Source organism: Stenotrophomonas chelatiphaga, assembly GCF_032054965.1.
Taxonomy (GTDB): Bacteria; Pseudomonadota; Gammaproteobacteria; order Xanthomonadales; family Xanthomonadaceae; genus Stenotrophomonas; species Stenotrophomonas chelatiphaga.
Window position 1 is genome coordinate 377,020 of record NZ_DAMBRS010000002.1, and the last position, 7,290, is coordinate 384,309.

A 7,290-nucleotide genomic window follows, 5' to 3' on the forward strand; every position below is an offset into this window, starting at 1 on the left:
AAAACGGGGTCAGGGTCCTTTCGCTGCGCGAAAGGACCCTGACCCCTGCCTTTATTTTTTATTTTCATTACGCGGCTGGCGGCCACCGTAACCTGTCAGGGGTCGGGCGGTGGGGCTGGGCGGGGGCGTTGAGCGCCATGGATGGCGCGAAACGAGGCCCGCAGGAGCGGCTTCTGCCGTCCCCCGACCAGCCCCACCGCCCGACCCAGCGCCGGATGCAGAAAACAGCCACCCGCGAGGGGGTCTCACCCGTTCGACCCACTCACCGCTCGCGCGGCGCGGAGGCAGGCTCAACCGACGTATCCACCTTGGCCACCACCGACATCCCCGGCCGCAGCCGCGCCGCCAGCGGTTGATCGGCATCGATCGCAATCCGTACCGGCAACCGCTGCACCACCTTGGTGAAGTTGCCGCTGGCATTGTCCGGCCGCAGCACGCTGAACTCCGAACCGGTGGCCGGGGCGATCTCCTCCACGTGGCCGCGCAGTACTTCGCCCTGGAATGCATCCACCGCGAAAGTGGCCGGCTGGCCGATGCGCATCTGCCAGGTCTGGCCTTCCTTGAAGTTGGCCACCACCCACAGCGCATCGGGCACCAGGAACAGCAACTGCGAACCGGCCGTCACGTACTGGCCGACGCGCGCGCTGGCTTCGCTGACCTGGCCGTCGCGCGGGGCGTGCACCACCGTGTTGGCCAGGTCGATGCGCGCCAGTTCCAGCGCCGCCTGCGCACTTTCCACCTGGGCTTCCAGCCCTTTGCGCGCCACCCGGGTGGAGACCAGGGTTTCCTCGGCAATCTGGATCTGGGCCTGCGACTGCTGCACGCCGGCCTGCGCGGAGGCCTGGCTGGTGCGGAACTTGTCGCGGTCGTTCAACGCCACCAGCCGCTGTTCGGCCAGCTGCTCGTAGCGCGCCAGCTCGGCACGCGAACGCTGCAGTTCGGACTGCCCGGCCGACAGCGTGGCCTTGGCCGAAGCGATCTGCGCGCGGTTCTGCGCCTGCGACTGGTCAGAATTGGCGAGCGCGGCCTTCGCGCTGTCCAGCGCGGCCTCGGCCTGCGCCACGCGCTGGTGGTAGATGCGATCGTCGATGCGCAGCAGTACATCGCCCTGTTTGACGTGCTGGAAATCCTTGACCAGCACGTCGGTGACATAGCCATTGACCTGCGGCGCCAGCACGGTGATCTGCCCACGCACATAGGCGTTGTCGGTGCTGGCGATGGCGCTGGTGAACGGCCACAGCTGCCAGCCGCGCAGGATCAGCGCGATGCCCACCAGGGCCAGCACCACCATGATCACCACCGCCCGGTTGCTGGGCTTGAGGTACTTCGGCGCGCCCGTCGGCGTCACCGGGGCGGCCGCCGGCGGAGGCGGCGCAGGAGCGGGTGCGGCATCGGTGGGAGGCGCCGGATTGACGTTGTCGGGGGCGTCGTCATCACGGGGAGGTTGCTGGGACATGGGGTCTACTCAACGCGGTGCGGCAGCCGCATCGGGCGCCGCGGGGGAGGAAGGGGAGGGACGGCGCTTGCGCCATCGCTTCATCGCGGCGATCCACACCTGCAGCGACAGCAGCCAGCCCAGGAAGCCCAGCGCCAGCCAGCCGCTGAGCGTGAATACATCGTTGAAGCCGCGCACGTTGGCTTCGCGGCGCGCGATCTGCGCCAGCTGCGCGGTGCCCTGCGCGCTGCGCTGTACCGAATCGGTGATCTGCGCGGCATAGAGCTGTTGCTGCAGGCGCAGCCGCTGCGCGACCACCGGATCGGCCGGGTCCAGCTGGCTGACCAGTGCACTGGAATACAGCTGCTCGCGATGCAGCTGCACCGTGCCCAGTACGGCCGAACCGGCCAGCCCGCCCAGCGTCTGGGTGATCGACAGGGTGACCAGGAAGGTGATCATGTGGTCCACGCCCTGCTTCAGCACGGCGGTGATGCCGAGCATGATCAGCGGCCCCATGAACATGCCCGAGCCGACCGAGGCCAGGAACTGGCTGACGTAGAAATCGTGAGGCCGGTCCAGGCTGGTGCGGTGCTGGTCGAGCAGGGCGGCGCTGCCCAGCAGCAGGATCGCCATCAGCACCTGCGGGATCAGCCGCTTCGGCCCGAAGGTCAGCGAGCTGGCGGCGATGCCGGTGACCACCCCGGCCAAGATAACCGCGAACAGCGGCCGCATCTGGTCCGGGCCCATGCCGAGCGTGCGCATCAGCCCGACCACGCCGTACGACTGTTCGGTGGTGAGGAAGCGCAGCAGGAAGGCGCCGACGATGAAGTGCAGCACCGGCAGGCTGGCCAGCCAGCGCACCTGCAGCAGCGGATTGCGCCGGTAGTGTTCAATCACGAAGGCCGCCGTGGCCAGGGTGATCGAGGCGACCAGTGCCCATCCCAGCCACGGGGTGTCGGTCCACCAGCGCACGTAGCCTTGCGCCAGCACCACCACCAGCAGTCCAACGGCCGGTGCCAGCAGCGCGAAGGTGAGGAAATCCAGCGGTTCGAACGCTTTGATCTGCACGCCCGGTGGCAGCTTCAGCAGCACCACGGCCGCGAACGCACACAGCGCCAGTCCGGCTTCGAAGAAGTACAGCAGATGCCATTGGCCGGTACCCACCAGGCTCGGCGAAACCACCCAGGCCAGCGGCACCGCCAGCTGGGACAGGCCCACGCCGATCACCAGCAGGTTGCCGGTGTAGCGGCGCGGCAACGACTGCAGCATGTACAGCGTGCCCAACGTGGAGCAGGCCGCGCCGGCAAAACCGCTGGCCGCACGCAGCAGCACGGTGGTTTCGAAACTGCCGACGGCCAGGTGCAACAGGGCCAGTGCGGCGTACAACCCCAGACCGATTTCGGCGAACAGGCGGATGCCGTACTGCTGGCGGAACTTGAAGGCGAGCAGGTTGGCGGTGACGTTGACCATCACGTAGGACGCCACCAGCCAGGTGCCCTGCACCGGGGTCAGCCCGAGCTGTCCCTGCAGGAAGGGCAGGTTGGCGGTGACCAGCGCGGTGCCGAGGCCGCCGGTGATGGCGACCAGCACCGACACCAGCGCATAGGCCGCACGCCGGTGCGGCGGATGCCAGGGCATCGACGCCGAGCCGGGGAGGGTGGGCTTTTCGTGTTCCTCCCAGTCCGGGATGGGCTTGAGGTACTGCGACATCAGGCCTCCGTGGCGCCGGTTCCCTGCAGGCCTGCGCGCAGCAGCTGCAACGCGCGGCCCGCCAGTGCGCTGCGCTCTTCGCGGTTCTTGCCGCGCAGGGCCGCACCCAGCATGCCCGAGATCAGTGAAATATCCGTGGAGGTCAGGTCCGGCCGGCACAGCCCCGCGGCGATGGCGCGCTGGATGGGGGCCTCCATCAGGGTGCGCACGCGTTCGCGCGCGCCGCGTACGGTGGGGTCATCCGGATGCACCGCGCGCCAGTAGTCGGCCAGCGCAGGCGAATCGATGATGCGGCGGGCCATGCCGTCCAGCAGCACGAACAGTGCGTCGTCACGCGTGCCCAGTTCGGCTACCTGGCGCGCGATACGGTCGACGGTCCGCTGCAGCAGGGCTTCGATGAGCGCGCTGCGGTCGGGGAAGTTGCGGTAAAGCGTCGCCCGTCCCACCTGTGCGCGCTCCACCACCAGATCCAGCGGGGCGGTCACGCCATGGTTGCCGAACACGTGGTCGGCCGCATCGAGGATCAGGGCGCGGCGGGCGGCCGCGTCGGCACGTAGAGAGGTCATGCGCCATTTTCGGACACAAATGTCCGTTCGGCCAGTGGTCGATTGCGCTATGCCACTCCGGTGTCAGTCCGCAGTCGCATTGGTGATGAGGTGGTGAAGAGTTGCCGTGCGGGTCGTGGTGGCAGGCGCGCCGGGCGCCTGTCCACGTGGCGGAAAGTGACGACCAACGGTCGTCACCCACCAGGGGTAGGTCACCCACCAGGGGTAGGTCACCCACCAGGGGTAGGTCACCCACCATGGGTGGGGCCACCCACTACGGCTGGCCGTGGGCCGGCCAGCCGGTCAGCCGGGCAGCCGTCAGAAGTACGCGCGGATGCCGAACGCCACGGCACGGCCCGGCAGCGGGGCGTAGTCGCGCAGAAGCGAGGTGTGCGGACGTACTTCGCGGTTGGTCAGGTTGCTGCCGTCCACGAATACTTCGTAGCTGTTGCTGTCACTGCGGTCCCAGCGATACGCCACGTGCGCATCCACCAGCGTGTAGCCGTTGGTCGGTTCTTCGTTCTGCGCGGTGTCCTTCTGACTGCTGTAACGCACCGCACCGACCGATGCGCGCCAGCCGTCCTTGGCCCAGCGCAGGTCGGCGCCCACGCGTGCCGGCGAAATGCGCGGCAGGTAGCCACCGTTGGCCAGGTCCACGGTGTAATTGTGGTTGTGGTCGCCATGCGGCACGGCGATGTCCACGCTGCGGCTGCCACTGCCATCCAGCTCGGCCTTGACGTAGTCACCGAACACGCGCAGGTCCCAGTCACCGGCATTGCCTTCGAACAGGTGCAGCAACGCCTCGGCTTCGGCGCCCTTGAAGGTGGCGTCCTGCTGCGCCCACAAGCGCACCGGCAGGTCTTCCACCACGCCGGTGTCAGCCAGGTAGATGAAGTCCTTGAACTTGGTCTGGTACACCGACGCGGAGAAATCCAGGCGCTCGCTGTGCGTGTGGATGCCCAGTTCGATGCGCTGGCCGCGCTCGGTCTTCAACTGCGCATCGCCCAGTTCGATCGAACGCGTGGCGATGTGTGCACCGGCCGCGTACAGCTCTTCATTGGTCGGTGCACGCTCGGAGCTGTCCACGCCAAAGCGCAGGTCCACTGCATCATTCAGCGTCCAGATGCCGGCGGCAGACAGATTGGTGGCATCGAACTTGCGGCGCTGGTAATCACCGGTCGGATCCAGCTTGACCTGGTCATGGCGCGCGCCGAGTTCCAGCTTGAACGGGCCGAACTGCTTTTCCTGCAGCACGAACAGGCCAAGGTTTTCGGTCGTGGTATCCGGCACGAACGCTTCTTCGCCCTTGGCGCCGAAATCGCTGTTGCCGAACTGCAGGCCGAAGGCACCGTTCCAGCCGGCGATCTCGTTCTGCACCGCTTCCAACCGGCCTTCGATGCCCTGGTTGGTGAAGCGGGTTGCCGGGGTGCCGGCTTCCAGTTCGGTGTGCTCGTAGTCGGTGTAGCCGGCGCGCAGGGTGACGTTCTTCAGGAACGAGGTCGGGTTGTAGATGCCGCCTTTGAAGTCGAAGCGGTTCTGCACCATGTCGATGCGCACGTCGTGCTCGTCGCCGCCTTCCTCCTCGCCGCCGTGGTCATGGTCGTGGTCATGGTCATGGTCATCGCCGTCGGCATGCACGTGCGCGCCGTTGGGAATGCCGTAGTTGGTGCGGTAGGTGCCGGCCGACAGGCCGAAGAAGCCACCATCGCCGAGCCAGGTGGCACCGACACCGCCGGCGCGGGTGCGGATGGAGCTGTTGTCCAGGGTCCCGCGACGCGGTTCATCGGCATCGCCGCCAGCGTGCGCATGGTCGTGCTCTTCGAGCGCATCGACCACCGCGTAGCCGGGGATGCGGTAATCATCGCCGTTGCGCACCAGGCCATCCACGTGCAGCACCCAGTTGCCGTTGACGCCGTCCAGCCGGAACATGCCGCTGCGTTCGTCGTTGACACTGTTGCCGCGCACCTCGGCGCGACCGCTCAGCGGGCGCTCCGGCAGTTCGCTGGCGATGCGCCCATCGACCACGTTGACCGCGCCGCCGATCGCACCGCTGCCGAACAGCAGGGTGGCCGGTCCCTTCAGCACTTCGATCTGGTCGGCCAGGAACGGTTCGATGCTGGTGGCATGGTCGGCACTGACGGTGGACGCATCCATGTTGCCCACGCCGTTGGACAGAACGGCCACGCGCGGGCCTTCCTGTCCGCGGATGATCGGGCGGCCGACGCCGGGGCCGAAGTACGAGCTCTGCACGCCCGGCAGCTTGGCCACCGTGTCGCCCAAGGTGCCCGCCTTGGCTTCATCCAGGCGTTCCCCGGCGAGTACCTCGACCGGCCGCGCCAGCGATTCGGCATCGCCCTGCAGCGGCGAGGCGGTGACCTTCACTTCGGACAGTTCGGTCAGGTGTCGGTCGGCCGGGGCGTCGGCGGCCATCGCCATCGCAGGCAGCAGGGCAGCCGCCAGGGCCAGGGTGAGGGTGTGCGGACGGGGCCGGGTACGCAGAGCAGTCATGGGGCTTCCAATGAATTGTTATAACGTATCAACAAGGGGGCGCACGAATCCCATGGCGGACAGCGGGAGAGAGTCGCTGGGCGAAACAGGCCGTGCGGGTACAGGAGGGATGTTATATTATTCCATAACGCTTCGCCGACCCTGCTGGAAGTCATGCCTCTTATCCCACGCCTGCGCCATCTGATTGACCGCTTCGGTGCCACCGGTTCGCTGCTGTGCGCGGTGCACTGCGCGGTCATCCCCGTGGCTTTGGCCGCTGCGCCCTCGCTGGGCCTGTCGGTGTGGCTGGGCGATGGCGTGGAGCAGGCGCTGGTGGTGTTCGTCACCCTGCTGGGGTTGTTCAGCCTGGTCTGGGGTTATCGGCGTCACGGTGCGCTGCGTGCGCTGGCCTTCCTGATTCCCGGTCTGGTCGCATTGTGGACGGGCGTGCTGTACGACCCGCTTCACCACGATCCGGTGCCGCATGCGGTGGTGATGACCCTCGGTGGGCTGCTGGTGGGCGTGGCCCACCTGGTCAACCTGCGCCTCAACCACGGCCACGTACACGACGCCAGCTGCGCGCATTGAGGTCGTCGTGGTAGGCTTTCCGATCGTGCGCGGGGGCGTCCAGCAAGACGGCCCCGCCAAACCCGTGTCAGCACGGGGTAATCAGAATCAACATAGCCAGGAGTTCAAGACATGGGTAAGGGTGACCGCAAGACCGCCAAGGGCAAGCGCTACAACGCCAGCTACGGCAACGCCCGTTCGCACACCGTGAGCAAGGCCGCCGTCGGCGCCGCCGCTCCGGTCGCCAAGAAGACCGTGGCCAAGGCCCCGGCAAAGAAGGCCGTTGCCAAGAAGGCCGTCGCCAAGGCCAGCTGATCCGCTGACCGGCAGAACACGAAAAAACGCGGCGCCCAGCGCCGCGTTTTTTTTGTGCGTTGATGTTTCCCTGTCTCTACTTCCCGGGCCGCCGGATGCCAAGAGGCTGTCCGGAGGCACGGGGAGCTGCGGCGCAGGACCGTTGGAGCCCCGGACGGGCGGAAACGAGCCCCCATGGTGAAGTGACCCCCGGGAGTTGGACAGCTGATCCAACCTCCGAGGGTTACATGA

General features: G+C 67.3%; 6 protein-coding genes. 2 read left to right on the forward strand and 4 right to left on the reverse strand.

The annotated features are described in order from the left end of the window. Positions 1-262 precede the first annotated feature (262 nt). The 4 genes from RTX79_RS06205 to RTX79_RS06220 form a co-directional block, all read right to left on the reverse strand. Complete coding sequence (locus tag RTX79_RS06205; protein ID WP_312682726.1) at positions 263-1,456, reverse strand: HlyD family secretion protein; 1,194 nt, start codon at positions 1,454-1,456, stop codon at positions 263-265. 9 nt (positions 1,457-1,465) lie between these two features. Next, the gene (locus RTX79_RS06210; RefSeq protein ID WP_312682764.1) at positions 1,466-3,148 is read right to left on the reverse strand and encodes an MFS transporter; all 1,683 of its coding nucleotides are present in this window, start codon (positions 3,146-3,148) and stop codon (positions 1,466-1,468) included. Beyond that, positions 3,145-3,711 (reverse strand): TetR/AcrR family transcriptional regulator, encoded by a 567-nt coding sequence (locus RTX79_RS06215; protein WP_123699798.1) that lies wholly within the window; start codon positions 3,709-3,711, stop codon positions 3,145-3,147. The genes RTX79_RS06210 and RTX79_RS06215 overlap by 4 nt, the downstream gene beginning before the upstream one ends. 297 nt (positions 3,712-4,008) lie before the next feature. Then, a complete protein-coding gene (locus RTX79_RS06220) occupies positions 4,009-6,198 on the reverse strand; it encodes a TonB-dependent receptor (RefSeq protein WP_312682733.1) in 2,190 nt (729 codons plus the stop codon). Between the two features lie 153 nt (positions 6,199-6,351). On the opposite strand from RTX79_RS06220, the gene RTX79_RS06225 reads away from it, so the two are divergent. Together RTX79_RS06225 and RTX79_RS06230 are read left to right on the forward strand one after the other, a co-directional pair. Continuing rightward, a complete protein-coding gene (locus RTX79_RS06225; RefSeq protein ID WP_057507301.1) occupies positions 6,352-6,765 on the forward strand; it encodes a MerC domain-containing protein in 414 nt (137 codons plus the stop codon). 111 nt (positions 6,766-6,876) lie between these two features. Then, complete coding sequence (locus RTX79_RS06230; protein ID WP_042615275.1) at positions 6,877-7,059, forward strand: 30S ribosomal protein THX; 183 nt, start codon at positions 6,877-6,879, stop codon at positions 7,057-7,059. Positions 7,060-7,290: the final 231 nt, after the last annotated feature.

Bases quoted from the DNA above. Each gene is read 5' to 3' on its own strand.
- RTX79_RS06230 (WP_042615275.1), top strand. From the start codon at position 6,877: ATGGGTAAGGGTGACCGCAAGACCGCCAAGGGCAAGCGCTACAACGCC.
- RTX79_RS06225 (WP_057507301.1), top strand. From the start codon at position 6,352: ATGCCTCTTATCCCACGCCTGCGCCATCTGATTGACCGCTTCGGTGCC.
- RTX79_RS06205 (WP_312682726.1), bottom strand. From the start codon at position 1,456: ATGTCCCAGCAACCTCCCCGTGATGACGACGCCCCCGACAACGTCAAT.
- RTX79_RS06220 (WP_312682733.1), bottom strand. From the start codon at position 6,198: ATGACTGCTCTGCGTACCCGGCCCCGTCCGCACACCCTCACCCTGGCC.
- RTX79_RS06215 (WP_123699798.1), bottom strand. From the start codon at position 3,711: ATGACCTCTCTACGTGCCGACGCGGCCGCCCGCCGCGCCCTGATCCTC.